The 21338-nt window shown below is 66.5% G+C and carries 19 protein-coding genes and 1 tRNA gene; 18 read left to right on the forward strand and 2 right to left on the reverse strand.

From position 1 onward, the window contains the following. The first annotated feature begins 61 nt into the window (after positions 1-61). The 7 genes from AAFF27_21005 (at position 62) to pth (ending at position 5819) form a co-directional block, all read left to right on the forward strand. Positions 62-1894 (forward strand): tetratricopeptide repeat protein, encoded by a 1833-nt coding sequence (locus tag AAFF27_21005; protein ID XAH22468.1) that lies wholly within the window; start codon positions 62-64, stop codon positions 1892-1894. Beyond that, entirely contained in the window at positions 1894-2400 is a 507-nt protein-coding gene (locus AAFF27_21010) for an outer membrane lipoprotein LolB (GenBank protein XAH22469.1), read from the forward strand. Before AAFF27_21005 ends, AAFF27_21010 begins: the two co-directional genes overlap by 1 nt. After that, positions 2400-3263 (forward strand): 4-(cytidine 5'-diphospho)-2-C-methyl-D-erythritol kinase, encoded by an 864-nt coding sequence (ispE, locus tag AAFF27_21015; protein XAH22470.1) that lies wholly within the window; start codon positions 2400-2402, stop codon positions 3261-3263. Before AAFF27_21010 ends, ispE begins: the two co-directional genes overlap by 1 nt. 26 nt (positions 3264-3289) lie before the next feature. Further along, positions 3290-3366, forward strand: a tRNA-Gln gene (locus AAFF27_21020). A 60-nt stretch (positions 3367-3426) separates the two neighbouring features. Then, positions 3427-4401, forward strand: coding sequence for a ribose-phosphate pyrophosphokinase (locus AAFF27_21025; GenBank protein XAH22471.1), 975 nt, complete (start codon positions 3427-3429; stop codon positions 4399-4401). Positions 4402-4488: 87 nt separating this feature from the next. Then, positions 4489-5124, forward strand: coding sequence for a 50S ribosomal protein L25/general stress protein Ctc (locus tag AAFF27_21030; protein XAH22472.1), 636 nt, complete (start codon positions 4489-4491; stop codon positions 5122-5124). An 86-nt stretch (positions 5125-5210) separates the two neighbouring features. Further along, positions 5211-5819 (forward strand): aminoacyl-tRNA hydrolase, encoded by a 609-nt coding sequence (gene pth, locus AAFF27_21035; protein XAH22473.1) that lies wholly within the window; start codon positions 5211-5213, stop codon positions 5817-5819. Here the strand turns inward: pth and AAFF27_21040 are convergent. Continuing rightward, the gene (locus AAFF27_21040; protein XAH22474.1) at positions 5816-6082 is read right to left on the reverse strand and encodes a YfhL family 4Fe-4S dicluster ferredoxin; all 267 of its coding nucleotides are present in this window, start codon (positions 6080-6082) and stop codon (positions 5816-5818) included. The two genes, pth and AAFF27_21040, sit on opposite strands and share 4 nt — an antisense overlap. 178 nt (positions 6083-6260) lie before the next feature. On the opposite strand from AAFF27_21040, the gene AAFF27_21045 reads away from it, so the two are divergent. From AAFF27_21045 to AAFF27_21095, 11 genes are all read left to right on the forward strand, one after another. Then, positions 6261-7211 (forward strand): ABC transporter permease, encoded by a 951-nt coding sequence (locus tag AAFF27_21045; protein ID XAH22475.1) that lies wholly within the window; start codon positions 6261-6263, stop codon positions 7209-7211. Beyond that, positions 7208-8083: an ABC transporter permease gene (locus AAFF27_21050; protein ID XAH22476.1), complete on the forward strand. Its 876-nt coding sequence runs from the start codon at positions 7208-7210 to the stop codon at positions 8081-8083. The genes AAFF27_21045 and AAFF27_21050 overlap by 4 nt, the downstream gene beginning before the upstream one ends. After that, the gene (locus AAFF27_21055; GenBank protein XAH22477.1) at positions 8084-9070 is read left to right on the forward strand and encodes an ABC transporter ATP-binding protein; all 987 of its coding nucleotides are present in this window, start codon (positions 8084-8086) and stop codon (positions 9068-9070) included. A 56-nt stretch (positions 9071-9126) separates the two neighbouring features. Next, entirely contained in the window at positions 9127-9951 is an 825-nt protein-coding gene (locus tag AAFF27_21060; protein ID XAH26283.1) for an ATP-binding cassette domain-containing protein, read from the forward strand. Between the two features lie 39 nt (positions 9952-9990). Next, positions 9991-11478: an ABC transporter substrate-binding protein gene (locus AAFF27_21065; protein XAH22478.1), complete on the forward strand. Its 1488-nt coding sequence runs from the start codon at positions 9991-9993 to the stop codon at positions 11476-11478. Between the two features lie 20 nt (positions 11479-11498). Beyond that, on the forward strand, positions 11499-12905 hold the full coding sequence (locus AAFF27_21070) for an amidase (GenBank protein XAH26284.1): 1407 nt from the start codon (positions 11499-11501) through the stop codon (positions 12903-12905). Between the two features lie 211 nt (positions 12906-13116). Then, entirely contained in the window at positions 13117-14064 is a 948-nt protein-coding gene (locus tag AAFF27_21075; protein XAH22479.1) for a LysR substrate-binding domain-containing protein, read from the forward strand. 516 nt (positions 14065-14580) lie between these two features. Further along, the gene (locus tag AAFF27_21080) at positions 14581-15570 is read left to right on the forward strand and encodes an N-carbamoyl-D-amino-acid hydrolase (protein ID XAH22480.1); all 990 of its coding nucleotides are present in this window, start codon (positions 14581-14583) and stop codon (positions 15568-15570) included. Positions 15571-15626: 56 nt separating this feature from the next. Continuing rightward, on the forward strand, positions 15627-16616 hold the full coding sequence (locus tag AAFF27_21085; GenBank protein ID XAH22481.1) for a tripartite tricarboxylate transporter substrate binding protein: 990 nt from the start codon (positions 15627-15629) through the stop codon (positions 16614-16616). A 161-nt stretch (positions 16617-16777) separates the two neighbouring features. Further along, positions 16778-18238: a D-aminoacylase gene (locus AAFF27_21090; GenBank protein ID XAH22482.1), complete on the forward strand. Its 1461-nt coding sequence runs from the start codon at positions 16778-16780 to the stop codon at positions 18236-18238. Between the two features lie 264 nt (positions 18239-18502). After that, the gene (locus tag AAFF27_21095; GenBank protein ID XAH22483.1) at positions 18503-20737 is read left to right on the forward strand and encodes an NADP-dependent isocitrate dehydrogenase; all 2235 of its coding nucleotides are present in this window, start codon (positions 18503-18505) and stop codon (positions 20735-20737) included. A gap of 85 nt (positions 20738-20822) precedes the next feature. Here the strand turns inward: AAFF27_21095 and AAFF27_21100 are convergent, their stop codons facing one another. Beyond that, the gene (locus AAFF27_21100; protein XAH22484.1) at positions 20823-21332 is read right to left on the reverse strand and encodes an Lrp/AsnC family transcriptional regulator; all 510 of its coding nucleotides are present in this window, start codon (positions 21330-21332) and stop codon (positions 20823-20825) included. Positions 21333-21338: the final 6 nt, after the last annotated feature.

The raw sequence follows: 21338 nt of genomic DNA on the forward strand, positions 1-21338 counted from the left end.
ACTCGTAAGTGCAACGCCAGGGCGCGGGCACGGGTCGGAGGGCTTGAATTATTATGGGCCGATGAAGTCCCTTCGCCTCGCAGCGGCCATTGCTGCAGCGCTTGCCGTACTTGCCGCGGCAGCACCCACCGTCCATGCCCAGGCGGTCCCCTCCATCGGCCCAGGACCGCGCCCGGCACCCGCAGAGCAAATCGAACGCAAGCCTGCCGCGCTAGACAGCGCGGACGCCGCCAGCACCGAACGCCGCGACGCCGAGCTGCTCTACGAGGTTCTGCTGGGCGAGATGAACGTGGGCTCTGGCGATGCCGGCACCGGCTTTGCACTGCTGCTCGACGCCGCACGCAAGACCAATGACCCCGAGCTGTACAAGCGCGCCATCGAAGTGGCGCTGCGCGCCAAGTCGGGTGACGCCGCCCTGCTCGCCGCCCGGGCCTGGAAGGAAGCCCAGCCGACCTCGCGCGATGCCAACCGCTATGTGCTGCAAATCCTGGTGGCGCTCAACCGGGTATCTGAAACAGCCGAACCCCTGGCCCGCGAGCTGGCCCTGACCGAGCCACGCTCGCGTGCCGCCACCTATGCCGCCATTCCACCGCTGTACGCGCGCGTTACCGACAAACGCGCGGCGCTGGAACTGGTGCAGACTGCCCTGGCCGGCGATCTGCAGAAGCCCGCAGTGCCGGCCGATGGAGCGGCCGCCTGGATCACCGTCGGCCGCATGCGGCTGGCCGCCGGCGACAACGCCGGCACGCTTGACGCCGCCGATCGCGCGCAGGCCCTGGACGCAAGCGCCGAAGGCCCCGCCATCCTCGCGCTGGAGCTGATGGACCCGAAGGAGCCACGCGCCGAACCCATCGTGCAGCGCTACCTGAACAGCGGCAAGCCCCAGCCCGAACTGCGGCTCGGCTACGCCCGCGCGCTGTCGGATGCACAGCGCAATACCGAGGCGGCCCAGCAACTCCAGCGCCTCACGGTCGAGCACCCCGAGTTCCCCGAAGGCTGGCTGCTGATCGGCGCCCAACAGGTCGAAGACAACCAGTACGACAAGGCCGGCCAGTCGGTCCAGACCTATCTTGATCTGCTGCGCGCCCAGATCCCCGACGGCGGCAAGCCCGACGAGATCCAGGCGCGCAGCCAGGCCCAGGCCTATCTGCTGATGTCGCAGATCGCCGAGAAGCGCGGCGACCTGCAGGCGGCCGGCGCCTGGCTCGACCGCATCGACAGCCCGCAGGCGCTGATCGCCGTGCAGACACGCAAGGCCGCGCTGCTGGCTCGCCAGGGGCGCATGGCCGAGGCGCGCCAACTGATCCAGCAAATACCCGAACGCGCGCCCAGCGATGCACGCCTGAAGCTGATGGCTGAAGTGCAACTGCTGCGCGACAACAACCAGCAGCAGCAGGCCTACACATTGCTGGCGCAAGGCCTCACCAAGACACCGGAAGATGCCGACCTGCGCTACGACCTCGCCATGAGTGCCGAGAAGCTCGGGCGCCCCGACGAGATGGAGCGCCTGCTGCGCCAGGTCATCGAGCAAAAGCCCGACTACTACCACGCCTACAACGCGCTCGGCTACTCCCTCGCGGATCGCGGCCAGCGCCTGCCCGAGGCACGCGAGCTGATCAAGAAGGCGCTGGAATTCGCACCGAACGACCCTTTCATCACCGACAGCCTGGGCTGGGTGGAATTCCGCGCCGGCAACCGCGAAGAAGCCGCACGCATCCTCGAAGGCGCCTTCAAGGCCCGGCCTGACCCGGAAATCGCTGCCCATCTCGGGGAAGTGCTCTGGAGCCTGGGCCGGCAAGACCAGGCCAAAAGCATCTGGAAGCAGGGACTTCAGCTCAATTCCCAGAACGACACCTTGCTGCAGACGCTCAAGCGGCTGCGCGTCACGCCGTGATGCAACAGGCCAAGCGCCGGCAAGCCTGCCTGGCGCTGGCGGCCTTTACTTCAATTTTTATAGCTGGATGCCAAGGACTGGCGCCGGCTAAGGCCACTTTTGGCCAAAAAACCGAAAACTGGAGCGGCCGGCTCGCACTGCAGGTCGATGGCTCGGAGACCCAGTCCTTCTCGGCATCCTTCGAACTGCGCGGCCGCGCCGAGGCAGGCGAGCTCTCGCTCTTCTCTCCCTTGGGCAGCACGCTGGCCGTATTGCAGTGGTCGCCCGGCAGCGCCACGCTGCGCAGCGGCAATGACAGCCGCGACTTCGGCTCGCTCGACACCCTGGCAGCCCAGGTCACCGGCACGGCGATCCCCGTCGCGGCGCTGTTCGACTGGCTGGCCGGCACGCCCACGCCGGTACCGGGCTGGCAGCCCGACCTGCGGCAGCAGGCAGAGGGGCGAATCAGCGCACGCCGCACCGATCCCCAGCCCGCAGCCACGCTGCGGGTGGTTTTCGAACGCTGATGCAAGCCCTCTACGACGTGCCGGCGCCGGCCAAGCTGAACCTCTTTTTGCACATCACGGGCCGGCGCCCCGATGGCTACCACCTGCTGCAGTCGGCCTTCATGCTGATCGACTGGAGCGACACCCTGCACTTCGAGCGCCGTGCCGACGGCCTGCTCAGCCGCGAAGACCTGACCACGCCCCTGCCAACCGACGATCTGGTGCTGCGCGCCGCCCGCGCATTGCAACAGGCCACCGGCGTCGACTACGGCGCCCACATCGGCGTAGCCAAGCAGATCCCGGCCCAGGCCGGCATGGGCGGCGGCTCTTCCGACGCGGCCAGTTGCCTGCTGGCGCTCAACCGGCTGTGGGAGCTGCACCTGCCGCTGGCCCAACTGGAGGAAATTGGCTTGGCACTGGGGGCTGACGTGCCGTTTTTCCTGCGGGGGCGCAATGCCTGGGTCGAAGGCGTGGGCGAACGCATTACCCCGCTGGAAGGCGCCAACGCCTTGCCGCGCCAGCGCTTTATCGTGGCCAAACCCGATGTCGGCATCGAAACGCACGCAATTTTTTCATCCGAACTGCTGGAACGCAATTTGGATAGTGCTAGAATCGATGGCTTAGTTGCAGACCACTACGGTTTTGGCCGAAACGTCCTACAACCTGTCGCAGAGGCACAATGCCCCGCGGTTACGCAAGCCATCAGCTGGCTCGCAGCCAAGGGACTGAATGCCAGAATGACAGGCTCCGGAAGTGCAGTGTTTGCAGCGGCATCACACGATGTGGATTTGCAGGATGCGCCCGGCGCATGGCAGGTCAGGCAATGTGATAATCTGGAAATTCACCCTCTGGCCGGGTGGGTATTCAGTGAAGATCAAGGGTAGGCAGCAATTGCGCTGCAGACCTGTGTAGGGGAGTCGCCAAGCTGGTTAAGGCACTGGATTTTGATTCCAGCATGCGAAGGTTCGAATCCTTCTTCCCCTGCCAAACCTCATGCGTCCGTCAAGGTACGCCCAGTCAGTTTTTCCACGATCGCCGGTATCCCACATGCAGGCTCAGCACCCTGATTTCCTCGTCTTCACCGGCAATGCCAACCCTGGCATGGCGTCCGAGATTGCGTCACACCTGGGAATCACCCTGGGCAGCGCGCAAATCGGCCGCTTCTCCGATGGCGAGATCACCGTCGAGATCAACCAGAACGTCCGCGCCCGCGACGTGTTCGTGGTGCAATCCACCTGCGCGCCGACCAACGACAACCTGATGGAACTGCTGATGATGGTCGACGCGCTCAAGCGCTCGTCGGCCGAACGCATCAGCGCCGTGATCCCCTACTTCGGCTATGCCCGCCAAGACCGCCGCCCGCGCTCCTCGCGCGTGCCGATCTCGGCCAAGGTCGTCGCCAACCTGCTGCAGACCGTGGGTGTGTCGCATGTCCTGACCATGGACCTGCATGCCGACCAGATCCAGGGCTTCTTCGATATCCCGGTCGACAACATCTACGCCTCGCCGGTGCTGCTGGGCGATCTGCGCCAGAAGAACTACGAAGACCTGATCGTGGTCTCGCCCGACGTCGGCGGCGTGGTGCGCGCACGCGCCCTGGCCAAGCAGCTCAACTGCGACCTCGCCATCATCGACAAGCGCCGGCCCAAGGCCAACGTGAGCGAAGTCATGCACGTGATCGGCGAGATCGACGGCCGCAACTGCGTGATCATGGACGACATGATCGACACTGCCGGCACGCTGGTGAAGGCAGCCGAAGTGCTCAAGGAGCGCGGCGCCAAGAAGGTCTACGCCTACTGCACGCACCCGGTGTTCTCCGGCCCGGCACTCGAGCGCATCGCCAGCGGCACCGCACTCGACGAAGTCGTCGTGACCAACACCATCCCGCTCGCCGACAACACGCGCGGCTGCACCAAGATTCGCCAACTGTCCGTGGCGCCGCTGATCGCAGAGACGATCCAGCGCATCGCCCGCGGCGAATCGGTGATGAGTCTTTTCTCGGACCAGGACAAACTGATCTGATCCGGGAATAACCGTGGGCCTTCCTCGTGAGGGCCCTTTTTGCAATCGGAGCCGCACTGGTCGCGGTCGGCTTCCACAGGAGTTAGCATGAAATTTGTCGCTTTTGAGCGCTCCAAGCAGGGCACGGGTGCGAGCCGCCGTCTCCGCATCTCGGGCAAGACGCCCGGTATCGTGTACGGTGGCGAAGGCCAGCCGCAACTGGTCGAGCTGGACCACAACGCCTTGTGGCATGCCCTGAAGAAGGAAGCGTTCCACGCCTCCATCCTCGAAATGGAACTCGCCGGCGCCACCAGCAAGGTTCTGCTGCGCGACGTGCAATACCACCCGTACAAGCAACTGGTGCTGCACATCGACTTCCAGCGCGTCGACGCCAAGACCCGCCTGCACATGAAGGTGCCGCTCCACTTCAAGGGTGAAGAAGAGTCCGAAGCCGTCAAGGTTGGCCACAACCTGATCACGCACGTCGTGAACGAACTGGAAGTCAGCTGCCTGCCAGCCGACCTGCCTGAGTTCATCGAGGTCGACCTGTCCGGCCTGAAGAACAACGCCACGCTGCACGTCAATGACCTGAAGCTGCCCAAGGGCGTGAAGTTCGTGAGCCACGGCAAGATCAACCCGGTTCTGGTTTCGGCCGTTGCACCGCGCGTTGAAGAAGAAGTGGCAGCTCCTGCCGCCGATGCAGCCGCAGCTCCCGCACCCGCCAAGGGCAAGGGCAAGAAGTAAGCTGTCGCAAGACACCGCTTACCAAGCCTGACGGCCCGCTTCGGCGGGCCGTTTTCATTGGTGCAGACACTAGATAATCCCGCCCCATGATCAAACTCTTCGTCGGCCTGGGCAACCCGGGCCCGGACTACGAGGCCACCCGCCACAACGCCGGCTTCTGGTGGATAGATGCGCTCGCCCGGGAATGGAAGCTGCAGCTCAACGTCGAGAAAGGCTACTGGGGCCTGATGGCGCGCACCACGATTGACGGGCAGCCGGTCTGGCTGCTGGAGCCGTTGACCTTCATGAATGCCTCGGGCAAGTCGGTGGCCGCGCTGGCGCGCTTCTTCAAGATCGCGCCTTCGGAAATCCTGGTCGCCCATGACGAGCTGGACATCGTGCCGGGCCAGGTCAAGCTCAAGCTCGGCGGCAGCCACGCCGGCCACAACGGCCTGCGCGACATCCATGCGCAACTGGGCAGCGCCGACTACTGGCGCCTGCGCCTGGGCATTGGCCACCCGGGCGTGAAGAGCGAGGTGATCCACTGGGTGCTGAAGAAGCCCTCGCCCGACCACCGCATTGCCATCGAGCAATGCATAGACCGCTCGCTCAAGGCGGTGCCGGCCATGCTGGCGGGCGACATGGAGAAGGCCACCATGCTGGTCCACACCGACAAGCCACCACGGCCGAAGCCGCCGCGGCCGGCGGACCTTTAATCTGAGATCGTGCCGGAAGCCGTCTGCAGCCGCAGGTACTTCTGGTACAGCGTCTCGCGGTCTTCTGTGTGCGCGGGGTTGACCGGAATGCAGGCCACCGGGCAGATCTGCACGCACTGCGGCTCGTCGAAGTGGCCTACGCATTCGGTGCAGCGCTTGGGGTCGATCTCGTAGATGCTCTCGCCCGGGTAGATGGCGTCGTTCGGGCACTCGGGCTCGCAGACGTCGCAGTTGATGCACTCGTCGGTGATCATCAGCGCCATGCCGCACCTCCGGCCACAGGCGGATGGGAAACGGGGATACGGGCGCAACGCATGACCGCGATTATCCCCGCCACGCGAAAGCCCCGGGCACGGTGCGGATGTGGTCATAATGCACTGCACAAAAGAAGGTCTTTCTTCTGCCGGTGCCGGATGCGGCAGGCCTGCTGCCCCACGATCCATGAGTGTTTTTCTAGCCAAACGCATCCTCACGCTGATCGCCACGCTGATCGGTGCCTCCGTCGTAGTTTTCCTGGTGCTGGAGATCCTGCCCGGCAATGCCGCCCAGATACTGCTGGGCCCGGATGCCGCACCAGACGCCGTGGCCGCACTGGCCACCAAGCTGGGCCTGGACCAAAGCGCCTGGACCCGTTACTGGCACTGGATCGGCGGCCTGCTCACCGGCAACCTGGGCGACAGCTACGCCTACGGCTCGCCGGTGCTGGACCTGATGCTGGAGCGGCTGCAACTCACCGTGCCGCTGGCGCTGCTGGCCATGCTGTTCACCACTGTGCTGGCCTTGGTCGTAGGCGTGACCGCCGCGGCGCGCCACAACGGCCTGGCCGACGTGGGCCTGATGGGTGTGACCCAGGTCGGCATTGCCATCCCTAATTTCTGGTTTGCGATTCTGCTGATCCTGGTGTTTTCGGTGAAGCTGCAGTGGTTCTCGGCTGGCGGCTTTGACGGCTGGGACGCGGGCATTTTGGCGGGCCTGAAATCGCTGCTGCTGCCGGCGCTGGCGCTGGCCGTGGTGCAGGCCGCGATCCTGGCGCGCATCACCCGTTCTGCCGTGCTGGAGGTGATGCGCGAAGACTTCGTGCGCACCGCGCGCGCCAAGGGCGTGACGCAGCGCGCCGTGCTCTGGACCCATGTGCTGCGCAATGCGCTGATCCCAGTGGTCACGGTGATGGGCATGCAGTTCTCCGAGCTGCTGGCCGGCACCATCGTGGTGGAGAACGTGTTCTACCTGCCCGGACTGGGCCGCCTGATCTTCCAGGCCATCAGCAACCGCGACCTGGCCGTGGTGCGCAATTGCGTGATGCTGCTGGCGGCGATGGTGGTGATCGTCAACTTCGTCGTCGATGTGCTGTATGCCGTGATCGACCCGCGTATCAAGGCAGGTGACGTATGAGCGCCTCCCTGCCCCTGGCCAACCCCGCCCCGGCCCTGCCCGGCTTCTGGCGCCGCGCGCTGCGGCACCGCAGCTTTGTGCTGGGCGGCGTGCTGACGCTGCTGCTGGTGCTGGCGGCGGCGCTGTCTTATGTGTGGACGCCCTGGTCGCCCTATGACATGGACCTGGCGGCCAAGCTGCAGAGCCCCTCTTTCTCGCACTGGCTGGGCACGGATGCGTTTGGCCGCGACGTGGCATCGCTGCTGCTGGTGGGGGCGCGCGCGTCCATCCTGGTGGGCGTAATCGCCGTGGGCATAGGCCTGCTGGTGGGCGTGGCGCTGGGGCTGCTGGCCTCGGCGCGGCGCGGCTGGGTGGAAGAGGCCATCATGCGGCTGTCGGATTTCTCGCTGGCCTTCCCGGCGATCCTGTCGGCCATCATGATGACGGCGGCTTTCGGGCCGGGCATCGTCAACGCCATCGTGGCGATTGGCATCTACAACATCCCGACCTTTGCGCGCATCACGCGCGCCTCGGCCAATTCGGTGTGGTCGCGCGAGTACGTGGCGGCCGCGCGCGCCTGCGGCAAGGGGCCGCTGGCGATCACGCTGCAGCATGTGCTGCCCAACATATCGGCGGTGCTGATCGTGCAGATCACCATCCGCTTTGCCATTGCCATCCTGGCCGAGGCGGCGCTGTCTTACCTGGGCCTGGGCACGCAGCCGCCGCAGCCTTCGTGGGGCCGCATGCTGAGCGAGGCGCAGACGCTGATGTTCCAGGCGCCGATGCTGGCCGTGTGGCCGGGCATGGCGATTGCGTTGGCGGTGCTGGGGCTGAACCTGTTGGGCGATGGGCTGCGCGATCTGCTTGACCCACGACTGGCGAGGGCACGATAGATGGCGTTGCTCGAAGTAAACGACCTGCGCATCCGCCTGCAGACCCAGCGCGGCCCGGCCGATGCGGTGCGCGGCATCGGTTTTTCTCTGGAGCGCGGCCAGACGCTGGGCATCGTCGGTGAATCGGGCTGCGGCAAATCGATCACCGTGCAGTCGCTGATGGGGCTGCTGCCATCCACGGCGCAGGTCACGGGCAGCATCCGCTTTGACGGACAAGAGCTGGTCGGCCTGCCCGAGCGCGCGATGTGCGAGGTGCGCGGCAACCGCATCGGCATGATTTTTCAGGAGCCGATGACGGCGCTGAACCCACTGCACACCATTGCCCGCCAGGTGGGCGAGCCGCTGCGCCTGCACCGCGGGCTGTCGCGCGCGGCGGCGCGGCAAGAGGCGCTGGCCTTGCTGGAGCGCGTGGGCATTCCGGATGCGGCCTCGCGGCTGGACGCTTACCCGCACCAATTCTCAGGCGGGCAGCGCCAGCGCATCGGCATTGCCATGGCGCTGGCCTGCGGGCCGGACCTGCTGATTGCCGACGAGCCCACTACCGCCCTGGACGTGACCATCCAGAAGCAGATCCTGGAACTGATCCAGGGCCTGGTGGCTGAGCGCGGGATGGCGCTAATTTTGATTTCGCACGACCTGGGCGTGATCGCGCAGAACGTATCGCGCATGCTGGTGATGTATGGCGGCAGCGTGGTCGAGAGCGGGCCGACCGCCGCCGTGTTTGCCGCGCGCGCCCACCCCTACACGCGCGGGCTGTTTGCCGCACGGCCAGCGCTGGGCGCGCCGCGCGGCACGCGCCTGGCGACCATTGCCGGCAGCGTGCCCGAGCTGGTAGACCTGCCGCCCGGCTGCCCGTTTGCGGGCCGCTGCCGCTACACGGTGGACGCCTGCCGCAGCACCGCGCCGCCAGCCACCCTGCTGCCGCACGGGCACCTGGTGCGCTGCCTGCGGCTGGACGAGATCGATGCAGAGGTAGCCACGGCATGAGTGATGATGCTACAAATTCAATAGCTAACAGCCCAGGTGCAGCAAGGGCTAGAGGCATATTTGAGCAAGAAACCACCCAAACACCGTTGCTGGAAGTCACGGATCTGGTGCGGCACTACCAATTGCCGCGCGAGTCGCTGTTCAAGCCGGCGCCGCAGGTGCGCGCGCTGAATGGCGTGAGCTTTCGCATCGAGGCCGGCAAGAGCCTGGGCATCGTCGGCGAGTCGGGCTCGGGCAAGTCCACGCTGGCACGCATCGTGATGGCGCTCGACGCGCCCAGCGCCGGCAGCGTGCGCCTGCTGGGGCGCGACCTGCATGCGCTGCCGCGTGCCGAGCTGCGCAGCGCGCGGCGCGACTTCCAGATGGTGTTCCAGGACCCGTATGGCTCGCTCGACCCGCGCCGCACCGTGGAGCGCATCGTGGCCGAGCCGCTGGAGGCGCTCGAAGGCCTGGGCCGCGCGGCGCAGCGCAGCCGCTCGGCCGAGGCGCTGGAGGCGGTGGGCCTGCGCAGCAGCGACCTGGGCAAGTACCCGCATGAGTTCTCGGGCGGGCAGCGCCAGCGCATTGCGATTGCACGCGCCCTCATCACCCGGCCCAAGCTGATCATTGCCGACGAGCCGGTGAGCGCGCTGGATGTGTCGGTGCAGGCCCAGGTGCTCAACCTGATGCAGGACCTGCAGCGCGAGTTCGGCATCAGCTACCTGCTGATCAGCCACGACCTGGCCGTGGTCAACCACCTGTGCGACGAGGTCTGCGTGCTGCACCGCGGCCTGGTGGTGGAGCGCGGCACGCCGCAGCGGCTGTTTGCCCATGCCGAACACCCCTACACCCAGGCACTGCTGGCCGCCGTGCCGCGCGCCGAGCCGGCGCAGTTGCTGTAACGTCTTTCCCTTCCCCCGTTTTTGCCGGAGCCCTCGACCATGTTGAACCGCCGCACCGTCCTTACCTCCACCGCCCTGGGCGCGCTCGCGGGCTCGCCGCTGGCGGCCCTGGCGCAGAGCCGCAAGAGCACGCTGGTACTGGGCATGACCCTGGAGCCGACCGGCCTGGACCCAACCGCTGCTGCCGCGTCGTCCATTGGCGAAGTCACGCTCTACAACATCTACGAGACGCTGACCAAAATCAACAGCGACGGCAGCGTGACGCCGCTGCTGGCCGAGCGCTGGGAGGTCTCGCCCGACCTGAAGACCTACACCTTCCACCTGCGCAAGGGCGTGAAGTTCCAGAACGGCGAGCCCTTCAATGCGCAGTCGGTCAAGTTCAGCTTTGAGCGCGCTGCAAGCGACAAAAGCACCAACAAGGACAAGCGCACCTTCCAGAACCTCACGGTGCAGCCGGTAGACGACTACACCGTGGTGCTGCTCAACAAAGAGATCGACCCGGACTTCCCCTTCCTGCTCGGCCAGGCGACGTCCATCATCGTCGAGCCCAAGAGCGTTGACAGCAACATCACCAAGCCGGTGGGCACCGGCCCGTATCGACTGGCCAGCTTTGCCAAGGGCTCTTCGCTCACGCTCGAAGCCTGGGACGGCTACCGCGACCCGGGCGCCATCAAGATCAAGAAGGCGACTTTCCGCTTCATCAGCGACGCGGCGGCCCAGGTGGCCGCCATGCTGGCCGGCGACGTGGACGTGTACGCCCGCTTCGTGCTGCGCAGCGTGCCGCAGTTCCAGGGCAACCCACGCTTCCAGGTGCTGGTGGGCGGCTCGCGCGCCAAGACCATAGTCGCCATCAACAACGCCAAGAAGCCGCTGGACGACGTGCGCGTGCGCCGCGCCATCTACGCCGCCATCGACCGCAAGGCCATGATCGAAGGTGCGGCCGAAGGCTATGGCGCGCCCATCGGCAGCCACTACGTGCCCGGCGCGCCCGGCTATGTCGACACCACCGGCATCAACCCCTACGACCCGGAGAAGGCCAAGCGCCTGCTGGCCGAGGCCGGCGTCAAGACGCCGCTGGAGCTGACCGTGACGCTGCCGCCCACGCCCTACGCGCGCCAGGGCGGCGAGATCCTGGTGGCCCAGTTGTCCAAGGTGGGCATCGTCGCCAAGCTGCAGAACGTGGAATGGGCGCAGTGGCTGTCAGGCACCTACGGCAACAAGAACTACGACCTCAGCATCGTCTCGCACGTAGAGCCCTTTGACCTGGGCAACTACGCCAAGGCGGACTACTACTGGGGCTACAAGTCGGCCAAGTTCGATGCCATCTACAACAAGATCAAGAACACCGGCGACGCCAAGGAGCGCGCCAAGCTGCTGGGCGACGCCCAGCGCGTGCTGGCCGAGGATGCAGCCAGCGCCTGGCTCTACCAGCCGCAGTGGGTCACGGTGGCCAACAAGAGCGTCAAGGGGCTGTGGAAAGACATGCCGATCTTCGTGAACGACCTGACCGCAATGTCCTGGGCTTGAGCATGGACGCTAGCACCGGCATGACACAGGACCTACACCAGCTCCCAGCCAGCGCACTGGGCACGGCCTACCGCAGCGGCGCGCTGTCGCCGGTAGAAGTCACGCAGGCGGTGCTGGACCACATCGCCCGCTGGGAGCCCCAGTTGCGGGCCACCTACCTGCTGCGCCCTGAGGCCGCACTGGCCCAGGCCCGCGCATCGGAGGCGCGCTGGCGCAGCGGCACGGCGCTGGGGCCGCTGGACGGCGTGCCGGCCACCATCAAGGAAAACATCGCCACCCAGGGCGACCCGCTGCCGCTGGGCACTGCCGCCACGGCGCTGGTGCCGGCTGCGGCCGACGCCCCACCGGCCGCGCGCCTGCGCGAGGCCGGCGCCGTCATCGTCAGCAAGACCACCATGCCGGACTACGGCATGTTGTCTTCCGGGCTGTCGTCCTTCCATGCGCTTACGCGCAACCCCTGGAACCTGGACAAGGGCCCGGGCGGCTCCAGCGCCGGCGCGGGCGCGGCGGCAGCCGCCGGCTACGGGCCGCTGCACCTGGGCACCGACATCGGCGGCTCGCTGCGCCTGCCGGCAGGCTGGTGCGGCATCTTCTCGCTCAAGCCCAGCCTGGGCCGCATCCCGATCGACCCGCCCACCATGGGCCGCGCCGCCGGCCCCATGACCCGCAGCGTGGCCGACTCCGCGCTGCTGATGCAGGTGCTGTCGCAGCCCGACGCGCGCGACACCATGAGCCTGCCGCCGCAGGACATTGCCTGGGACACGTTTGACGCCGGTGTCGAGAAACTGCGCGGCCTGAAGATCGGCCTGCTGATGGATGCCGGCTGCGGCCTGCCGGTAGAGACCGAAGTGCGCGAAGCCGTCGAGCGCGCCGCGCTGCTGCTGGAGCGCGCCGGCGCCGTGGTCGAGCCCATGGCGCCCTTCATGACCCAGGCCATGCTGGACGGCATGGACCGCTTCTGGCGCATGCGCTCCAACGTGGACATGGCCGGCCTGCCGGCCGAGCGCCGCGCCCGCGTGCTGCCCTACATCCAGGCCTGGGCCGACAGCGCCGCCGGCATGGATGGCGCCGAGGTGTACCTGGCCTACCACCAGTTCCACCTGACCCGCGTGGCCACGGTGCGCGCCTGCGCCGCGTATGACTACGTCATCTCGCCCACGGCGCCCATGCCGGCCTTTGACGCCGCCCTGCCCTCGCCCACCAACGACCCGCTGCACCCGCTGGAACACATCGGCTTTACCGTGCCCTTCAACATGTCGGAGCAGCCGGCCGCCTCGATCAACTGCGGCTACACCCGCAGCGGGCTGCCCATAGGCCTGCAGATCGCCGGGCCGCGCTTTGACGACCTGGGCGTGCTGCAGGTGGCGCGCGCCTTTGAATTGATTCGGGACCCGCAAAGAGCATGGCCGGAGCCTGGCGGCGCCTGATCGATCAAGGCGGTCTTCTACGACCACGCTACGTTCGTTCGAGCACCAGCGCTCGGGCTGAACTTGTCGAAGCCGGGGAGCCCTTCGACAAGCTCAGGGCGAACGGTTTTCCCTTTGAGCGCAGCGCCGCATAACACCCGAGGCCAAGGCCCGCGGTACGGTTCTTGCACATTTCACGCCCTACGGCCAGATGGCCGCCCAGGTGCCCGCCATGCAAGTCGTCCCCAAGCCCCAAGCCACGCCGCTCAATCTGCGCCAGATCGAGGTGTTCCACGCCATCATGGTGACTGGATCGCTGAGCGAGGCCGGGCGCATGTTGTGCGTGTCGCAGCCCTCGGTCAGCCGGGTGCTGGCCACGGCAGAGAACCGGCTGCGCTTTCTGCTGTTCGAGCGTGTGCGCGGGCGCTTGCAGCCCACGCCCGAGGCGCGCCGCCTGTTTGCCGAGGTGGAGGGCATTGTGGCCGGCGTGAGCCAGTTCAATACCGTGGCGCGCAGCCTGGCGCAGGGCTCTGAGGGCAAGCTCTACCTGGTGTCCAGCCCGAGCTACGGCGAATGGCTGCTGCCGCGCGCCATCAGCCGCTTCTGCAGCCGGCACCCGGATGTGCATGTCAACTACCGGCCGCTGGCCTTCGACGCGCTGATCCCGCACGTGCTGCTGGGCCGGGCCGAGCTGTGCGTGTCGTCCATGGCGCCGCCGCCCAGCGCCAACCTGGTGGCCAAGGAGATTGGCGAGGGCCGCATCCTGTGCGCGCTGCCCAAGGGGCATCCGCTGGGCCGGGTCGATGTGGTGACGGCCGAGGCGCTGCGTGCCCACACCCTGATCGGCTACGGCGCCGACACGCCGTTTGGCCAGCTCACCAGCCGCTTTCTGGCGTCTGCGGGGGTAGTGCCGCATATCGAGATCCGCTCCACGCCCGAGGCGCTGGCCATGGTGCGGCAAGGCGTGGGCGTGGCGCTGGTCGAGTCCTTTGGCGTCACCTCCAATTGCGCAGAAGAGATCGAGCTCAAGCCGATCAGCCCCATGCTGGCCCACAAGATCTACCTGATCCACTCCCGGACCAGCCCGCTGTCCAACCTGGCCAAGGGTTTTCTGGCGACGCTGCGGCACCTGCTGGACAGCGACGAGTTGATAGAGGCGCCGCATGTGTTGGCGGCTTGAGGCCACGAGTTGTTGCTGCACCGTTCAGGCTGCGCTGGGCCTGTCCTGAGCTTGTCGAAGGGCCGAAGCCAGGGAGGAGCCCTTCAACAGGCTCAAGGCGAACGGCCCTGCCTCTGAGCGCCAAACCACCCGGGCTCTGCCGGCGGCGAGAGCCGAGCGCGCTTCCTGTGTGAAACTATCAAATAGATAGCTAATAGCCCAATCAGCACAAGGGCTAGAGGCATATTTCACCAATAAACCAGCATCTGCCGGGCAAGACCTTGGAGCGGACGGGCCCGCGCGCCCAACAAACGCCCCAAAACTCCATCGCAATTTGGCCGGCATCCATAGCTGGGCGCTATACACAAGGCCACTTCCCGCCGCCACAGCAGCCGGGAAAGTCGTTCCCCATCAATGACTTAGCCTTACCCGCAGGCTGCAGCATGGGCACATGGACCGCGTTCCCCAACGGGTTTACCGGGCGAAAAGGCCGCCGCATCATGGCCGCCATCACACCGTTTTGACGCCATCCTGACCATGTCCAACACCATCACCGTGGCCGCAGCGCAGCTGGGCCCATTGCAGAAATCCGAGGGGCGCGACGTCGCCGTGGCGCGCATGGTGCGCCTGCTCGACCAGGCCCATCACCGCGGCGCGCAAGTCGTGGTGTTTCCCGAGCTGGCGCTGACCACCTTCTTCCCGCGCTGGTACCACGAGGACCTGGACGAGGCCGATACCTGGTTCGAATCCACCCTGCCCTCGCCCGCCACGGCGCCGTTGTTTGACGCCATCCGCCGCCACGGTCTGACGGTGTACCTGGGCTATGCCGAGATCGCCCATGAGGCCGACGAGACCGGCGTGGTGCGCAAGCGCCGCTTCAACACCTCGGTGATCATTGCGCCCTCGGGCGAGATCATTCTCAAGTACCGCAAGATCCACCTGCCGGGCCACGTGGAGTACGCGCCGGCGCGCACCGTGCAGCACCTGGAGAAGCGCTACTTCGAGGTTGGCAACCTGGGCTTTCCGGTGGCGCGCGCGCCGGTGGGCGATGTGGCCGGCGTGAACATGGGCATGCTGATCTGCAATGACCGCCGCTGGCCCGAGGCCTGGCGCGTGCTGGGCCTGCAGCAGGTGGAGCTGGTCATGCTGGGCTACAACACGCCCAGCCTCAACATGGAAAACCGCGGCTTCGAGGCGCACCACCTGCGCGTCTTCCACTCGGAGCTGTCGGTGCAGGCCGGCTGCTACCAGAACGCCTGCTTTGCCGTGGCCGTGGCCAAGGCCGGCACCGAGGACGGCCATGAGCTGCAGGGCCACTCGGTCATCGTCAACCCGCAGGGCGAGGTCATGGCCCGCACCACGCGCTGGGACGACGAGCTGGCCGTGGCCGATTGCAAGCTGGACATGTGCCAGCTGGGCCGCTCGACCATCTTCAATTTCGCCGCGCACCGCCGCGTCGAGGCCTATGGCCGCATCACCGAGCAGACCGGCAGCGTCGCCCCGCCCGTCTGGACTCCCGCTGGTTGAAACAGCGCACCGCATCCCCGTCTGCCCCTCGTCCTCTCCCTGAAAAGGAACGCCCCATGTCTTCCCTCAAGAGTGCCGCCCTGCGGCTCGCGCAGCGCCTGGCCGTGCCTGCCGTCGCGCTGCTGTTCACCGCCCAGGCCTTTGCCGCCTACCCGGACCGGCCGATCACGCTGATCGTGCCCTTCAACGCCGGCACCACGCCCGACATCGTCTCGCGCATGCTGGCCGAGGCGGTGGGCCGCGACATCGGCCAGTCCGTTGTGGTCACCAACCGCGTGGGGGCCTCCGGCATCATCGGCACGCAGGCGCTGATCAACGCGCCGGCCGACGGCTACACCATTGCCTACGCCAACGTGGCCACGCTGGCGATCAACCAGTCGCTCTACAAGAAGCTGCCTTATGACGCCGACAAGCAACTCGCGCCCGTGGCCCTGACCGGCTTTGTGCAGAACGTGCTGGCCGTGCGCAAGGACCTGGGCGTGAAGAGCGTGGCCGAGCTGGTGGCGCTGGCCAAGAAAGATCCCGGCAAGCTCACCGTGGGCTCGGGCGGCAACGGCACCACCGGCCACCTGAGCGCGGAGATGTTCAAGTCCATGGCGGGCGTCTACATCACCCACGTGCCCTACAAGGGCGGCCTCGAAGCCGACCTGGCGCTGCTGCGCGGCGAGGTGGATTTGGTGTTTGAGAACATCACCTCCATCGCGCCCTACCTGCAGCGTGGCCAGGTCGTGCCATTGGCCGTCACCGGCAGCCAGCGCGACAACCGCCTGCCGCAACTGCCCACCATGGCCGAGAGCGGCCTGCACGGCTACCAGGCCGTGGCCTGGACGGGCTACATCGCCCCCGCCGCCACGCCGCCGCAGGTGTTGGACCTTTTGAACGCGGCCTTCAACAAGGCGCTGAACTCACCCGAGCTGAAGAGCCGACTGGCCCAGCAGGCCTACGAGATCCACGTGGGCCCGCGCAGCGACCTGTTTGATCTGGCGCACAAGGAGCGCCCCATTTGGGCCGACGTGATCAAGAAATCTGGCGCGGCTATTGATTGAACACCCCCAGGCTGCGCGCTTCGCGTCTTCGCCTTCCCCCTCAAGGGGGCACATCCTGCGGACTGGCAAAGCCAGATCCGCGGATGTTTTGGCATGGCCTGCTCCGCGGCCCTTTGTGTTGCATGCGCTGCCAATAACACGCAGCGCCAACGGAGACACCCATGGCTCACTTCGACCTGCTGATCCGCCACGGTACCGTGATCGATGGCACTGGCGCACCACGGCGGCGTGCCGATCTGGGCCTGCGGGGCCGCCGCATCGCGGCCCTGGGCGATCTGGGCGGTGACACGGCCGAGCAAGAGATAGACGCCACGGGCCGCATCGTCGCGCCCGGCTTCATCGACTCGCACACGCACGACGACCGCTACCTGCGGCAAGACCCGCTGATGCCGGCCAAGCTGAGCCAGGGCGTGACGACGGTCATCACCGGCAACTGCGGCATCAGCCTGGCGCCGTGGCAGCCAGCGGCCCGCCAGGCCGTGCCGCCACCGCTGAACCTGCTGGGCCACGACGCTGGCTACTTTCCGTTTGCGCGCTTTGCCGACTACCTGCACGACCTGGAGCAGCACCCGGCCGCCATCAACGCGGCCTGCCTGGTCGGCCACACCACCTTGCGCGTTGCCGTGATGGACGACCTGGGCCGCGCCGCCAGCGCGCCCGAGCTGGCCGCCATGCAGGCTCTGCTGCGCGAGGCGCTGGACAGCGGCGCCATCGGCCTATCGACCGGCGCCGCCTACCCCGCCGCCATGCCGGCCACCACGGCCGAGATGGCGGCGCTGGCGCAAACCCTGCGCGGCTACGGTGCCGTCTATGCCAGCCACATCCGCGACGAGGGCGACCACATCTTTGCCGCGCTGGACGAGGCCTTTGCCGTGGGCGCGGCAGGCGATGCGCCGGTGGTGGTGTCGCACCACAAGCTGATCGGGCCGGCCAACCACGGCCGCTCGCGCGAGACCCTGGCGCACATCGCCCACGCCATGGTGCACCAGCCCATCGCGCTGGACTGCTACCCCTACGCCGCGGGCTCCACCATATTGCGCAAAGACCGGCTGGCGGTGTCCAGCCGCGTGATCGTGACCCAGTCGCAGCCGCACCCCGAGTTCGCCGGGCAGGACCTGGACGTTATTGCCCGGCAGATGGGCCTGTCGCCCGAAGACGCGGTAGACGCCCTGCAGCCGGCCGGCGCCATCTACTTCCTGATGGACGAGCAGGACGTGCAGCGCATCCTGGCCTTCCCCCAGACCATGGTGGGCTCCGACGGCATACCGCACGACACCGCGCCGCACCCGCGCCTGTGGGGCACCTTCCCGCGCGTGCTGGGCCACTACTGCCGCGACGTCGGCCTGTTCACGCTGGAGCAGGCGGTGCACAAGATGACGGGTCTCACGGCGCGCCACTTTCGCCTGCCCGGCCGCGGCGTGCTGGCCGTGGGCGCCTGCGCCGACGTGACGGTGTTTGACGCCGGCGCCATCGCCGACGCCGCCACCTGGGACATGCCCACGCAGCCCGCGCGCGGCATAGACGCGGTGGTCGTCAACGGCGCCCTGGCCTGGCAAAACGGGCAGGCCACCGGCAGCCGTGACGGTGCGGTAATCCGTCTGGGCGATACGGTATTTTGCTAAAAAGTGGCTCTAGCCCAGGTCCCGCCTGGGCTTCTAGCTATCAATTTATTTATTGCGCTGCCACAGTGCAAAACCGGCCCGCAGCAGATGGAAGAAAATGACGCCCCGCAGGACCCCAGGCAGCGCCGGTTTTCCAAAAACCTCGTCGCCTGCAGGTTTTGAGACGCCCGCGCCGACTCGCTAAAGTGGCGGGTTGCGTGGGCGACTCGATGCCTTCGCCGCGAGCGATTCATTTACTTTTTTTCACTGGACTAGAAGTCGACAATGGCCACCGGAAAATCCACCATCATCTACACCCTGACGGACGAAGCGCCGCTGCTGGCAACCGCGTCCCTGCTGCCCGTCGTCCAGGCTTTCACTGCTCCGGCAGGCATTGACGTCGTCACCAGTGACATCTCGGTCGCGGCGCGCATCCTGGCCGAGTTCCCCGACCGCCTCACGCCCGAGCAGCGCGTGCCGGACAACCTGGCCGAGCTCGGCCGGCTCACCCAGCTGCCCGAGACCAACATCATCAAGCTGCCCAACATCAGCGCCTCGGTGCCCCAGCTGGTGGCGGCCATCCGCGAACTGCAGGGCCGCGGCTACAACATTCCCGACTTCCCGGAAGATCCCAAGACGGACGAGGACAAGGACGTGCTGGCCCGCTATTCCAAGGCCCTGGGCAGTGCCGTGAACCCGGTGCTGCGCGAAGGCAATTCGGATCGCCGCGCGCCCGCCGCCGTCAAGAACTACGCGCGCAAGCACCCGCACAGCATGGGCGAGTGGAGCATGGCCTCGCGCACCCATGTGGCGCACATGAAGCACGGCGACTTCTACCATGGCGAGAAGTCCATGACGCTGGACGGCGCGCGCGACGTCAAGATGGAGCTGGTCACCAAGAGCGGCAAGACCATCGTGCTCAAGCCCAAGGTGGCACTGAAGGCTGGCGAGATCATCGACAGCATGTTCATGAGCAAGAAGGCGCTGTGCGACTTCTATGAAACGCAGTTCGAGGACGCGCGCAAGACCGGCGTGATGCTGTCGCTGCACGTGAAGGCCACCATGATGAAGGTCTCGCACCCCATCGTGTTCGGCCACGCCGTCAAGATCTTCTACAAGGAAGCCTTCGAGAAGCACGGCAAGCTGTTTGACGAACTGGGCGTGAACGTCAACAACGGCCTGGTCAACCTGTACGAGAAGATCGAAACCCTGCCTTCGACCAAGAAGGAAGAGATCATCCGTGACCTGCACGCCTGCCACGAGCATCGCCCGTCGCTGGCCATGGTGGATTCGGCCAAGGGCATATCCAACCTGCACGCGCCCAACGACGTGATCGTGGATGCGTCCATGCCGGCCATGATCCGCATCGGCGGCAAGATGTGGGACGCCAACGGCAAGCCGCAAGACACCAAGGCCGTCATCCCCGAAAGCACCTTTGCCCGCATCTACCAGGAAGTCATCAACTTCTGCAAGACCAACGGCAACTTCGACCCGCGCACCATGGGCACCGTGCCCAACGTGGGCCTGATGGCGCAAAAGGCCGAAGAGTACGGCTCGCACGACAAGACCTTCGAGATCGCCGAAGACGGCGTGGCCAACATCGTCGACCTGGCCACTGGCGAAGTGCTGCTGTCGCAGAACGTCGAGCAAGGCGACATCTGGCGCATGTGCCAGGTCAAGGACGCGCCCATCCGCGACTGGGTCAAGCTGGCCGTCACGCGCGCCCGCAACTCCGGCATGCCGGCCGTGTTCTGGCTCGACCCGTACCGCCCGCACGAAGCCGAGGTCATCAAGAAGGTAGAGACCTACCTGAAGGACCACGACACCAAGGGCCTGGACATCCAGATCATGTCGCAGGTGCGCGCCATGCGCTACACGCTCGAGCGCGTGATCCGCGGCCTGGACACCATCTCGGTCACCGGCAACATCCTGCGCGACTACCTGACCGACCTGTTCCCCATCATGGAGCTGGGCACCAGCGCCAAGATGCTGTCCATCGTGCCCCTGATGGCCGGCGGCGGCATGTACGAGACCGGTGCGGGCGGCTCGGCCCCCAAGCACGTCAAGCAGCTGGTGGAAGAAAACCACCTGCGCTGGGACTCGCTGGGTGAGTTCCTGGCGCTGGCCGTGTCGCTGGAAGACGTGGGCATCAAGATCGGCAACAAGAAGGCGCAGATCCTGGGCAAGGCCCTGGATGCCGCCACCGGCACCCTGCTCGACAACAACAAGGGCCCATCCACCCGCACCGGCGAGCTGGACAACCGTGGCAGCCACTTCTACCTGGCGCTGTACTGGGCCCAGGCCCTGGCCGCCCAGACCGAAGACAAGGAGCTGCAAGCGCACTTCGCCCCGCTGGCCAAGGCACTGACCGAGAACGAGCAAAAGATCGTCGCCGAGCTGAAGGAAGTGCAAGGCAAGCCGGTCGACATCGGCGGCTACTTCCTGCCCGACGCCGCCAAGACCGCCGCCGTGATGCGGCCTAGCGCCACCTTCAACGCGGCATTGGCAGCCAGCGTTTGATGAGCTGTCGGCGCCCAGGCGCCGACTGAGCAATGCGCCTTGAAAACGGGGGCCGGGATTTTGTCCCGGCCCCCGTTTTCTTTTGTCAGATCGGCAACTGCGTAGTCGACAACACCTGCTTGAGCACCATGAAAGTCCGCACCTGCCGCACGCCTGGCAGGTAGAGCAGGTGCTCGGCGTGCAGGCGGTTGTAGCTCTCGTTGTCCTTCGTGCGCACAAGCATGAAATAGTCGAACTCGCCCATGACGACGTGGCACTCCATGCAGCCCGGAACCTTCTGCACCGCCTTCTCGAAGTCGGTGAAGGAGTCCGGCGTGGAGCGGTCCAGCACCACGCCGATCATGACCAGCGTGCCCGCGTCCAGCGCACGCGGATCGAGCAGCGCCACGATGCCCTTGATCAGGCCCAGCGCCTTCAAGCGCTCCACCCGCCGCAGGCAGGCGGGCGCGCTCAGATTCACCTTGGCGGCCAGCGCCACGTTGGAGACGGAGGCGTCGCGCTGCAGCGCACGCAGGATGGCGCGGTCGGTGCGATCCAGGCCGTCTTTTACGGAATCTGGAGTGGCGCTCTTCTTCTGCAATTTTGTTGTGGCCATGGCAAT

The sequence above is a fragment of the Xylophilus sp. GW821-FHT01B05 genome (assembly GCA_038961845.1).
In the GTDB taxonomy this organism is placed as follows: Bacteria; Pseudomonadota; Gammaproteobacteria; order Burkholderiales; family Burkholderiaceae_C; genus Xylophilus.